The 1,514-nt window shown below is 68.7% G+C and carries 2 protein-coding genes; both read right to left on the bottom strand.

Going from position 1 to position 1,514, the window contains the following annotated elements; genetic code table 11:
• Window positions 1-12: 12 nt before the first annotated feature.
• Window positions 13-831: a type IV pilus biogenesis/stability protein PilW gene (gene pilW / locus AC1D15_RS31605; protein WP_477829156.1), complete on the bottom strand. Its 819-nt coding sequence runs from the start codon at window positions 829-831 to the stop codon at window positions 13-15.
• On the bottom strand, window positions 828-1,514 hold a 687-nt coding region (gene rlmN, locus AC1D15_RS31610; RefSeq protein WP_477829157.1), incomplete at its 5' end, for a 23S rRNA (adenine(2503)-C(2))-methyltransferase RlmN. The genes pilW and rlmN, both read right to left, overlap by 4 nt.

The following is a 1,514-nucleotide window of genomic DNA, read 5'->3' on the forward strand; positions in this document are numbered from 1 at the left end:
GCCGGCACCGGATCACTCATCGAACTGCCCCCGTTCGAACGCCGACGATTCGCGCGATTGCGGGAAGCGGTCGCGCAGCTGGCGCCCCAGGTCGACCACGCCCTGCCGGTTGCCGAGCTTGTTCTCGATGCGCGCGGCCAGCCACAGCGTCTGCGCGCTCGACTGATCGGCCACCGAGTTGACGCGGCGGATGTAGAAGCGCGCCCGATCCAGGTCGCCGCGGCGCAGCAGCACTTCGGCCAGGTTGACGCCGGTCGCGGGGTTGGCCGCATCGAGCTCGTAGGCGCGCAGCAGTGTCGCCTCGGCCTCCGGCCACTGGCCGGCGCGCGCCTGGCACACGCCCTTGGCCAGCAGAGAACGGACGTTGCCGGTGTACTGCGGTGCCGTCATCGCCTGCTCGAACAGCGGGAAGGCTTCGTCGAAGCGCTTCTGCTGGCACAGGTACCAGCCGTAGTTGTGCAGCGTGTCGCCGTCGCGCGGGCTCAGCTCGAGTGCGCGGCGGAAGCTTTCCTGCGCCATCACATCGTCGTTCAGCCCGGCGTAGATCAGGCCGCGCAGGTTGTAGCCCTCGGTCATGTTGGGCTGCGCCTGCAGCGCGAGCTTCACTTCATCGAGCGCCGTGGTCATCTGGCCGCGCGCGAAATACGCGCTCGCGAGCTCCATGCGCACCCGCGCCCGCTTGCCGGCCTCGGTTTCATCGGACGCGGTGGTCCGGTCGCGGGGCGCCTGCTCGACTCCGTTCACGGTGGTCGTGGTGGTACAGCCTCCGAGCAACGCAGAGAGAGCCGCAAAGGCCAGCGTGATCGACAAGCAACGACGTCCCCAGGTCATGAACGGCCCTCCTTCGAGCGTGATGTGATGTCTGCAGATTCGGTGACAGGGCGGTGCACGCGGATCGGTGCACGCGTCATGCGCTTGTGGGCCTGCGTGCGGTCCTGCACCTCGCCGGCGAGCTGGCCGCAGGCGGCGTCGATGTCGTCGCCGCGCGTCTTGCGCACGGTCGTCACGACGCCGGCTTCCTGCAGCACCTGCGCGAAGGCGCTCACGCGCTCGCGCGGCGAACGCTTCAGGCCGGACTGCGGGAACGGGTTGAACGGGATCAGGTTGAACTTGCACGACACCGCCTGGCTGATGCGCACCAGCGCACGTGCGTGCTCCGGCGTGTCGTTCACCCCGTCGAGCATGCAGTACTCGAAGGTGATGAAGTCGCGCGGCGCCTTGTCGAGGTAGCGGTTGCAGGCCTCGAGCAGCTCGGCGATCGGGTATTTGCGATTCAGCGGCACCAGGTCGTCGCGCAGCGCGTCGTCCGGCGCATGCAGCGAGACGGCCAGTGCGACCGGGCAGTCGTCGCGCAGGCGGTCGATCATCGGCACGACGCCCGAGGTCGACACCGTGACGCGGCGGCGCGACAGGCCGTAGCCGTGGTCGTCGAGCATCACGCGCAGCGCCGGCACCAGCGCCGAATAGTTCTGCAGCGGCTCGCCCATGCCCATCATCACGACATTGGTGATGGC

Source organism: Rhizobacter sp. P2_H2, from assembly GCF_056403375.1.